General features: G+C 65.1%; 1 protein-coding gene. It reads right to left on the reverse strand.

What is annotated here, in order from left to right; translation table 11 throughout:
• Positions 1-261, reverse strand: a 261-nt coding sequence (locus ACY9Z2_RS19135; protein WP_463611265.1) for a hypothetical protein, incomplete at both ends; no start/stop codon positions are given.

Genomic DNA, 261 nt, shown 5'->3' on the forward strand with positions numbered 1-261 from the left:
GAACACGACCTGGATCGACTCGGAGGCCCACGGGCTCTGCCCACCGATGCTGCCGAGATCGCCGGTGACCGACGCGATTGCTACCTTTTGCGTGATGGCGCTCTGCGACATGCCGGGAGCCTGCAGGTAGTTCAGTGCCTCCGGGGTCACGTTGCCGAGCGTGAAGATGTCATAAGGCACGCAGTTCGGGTCCGTGCCATCGACCACCGAGCGGCAGATGGGGGAGCCGATCGGGCCGAGCGAGGAGTCCGGATTCGGGAT

Source organism: Virgibacillus sp. GM2-2 (assembly GCF_055329585.1).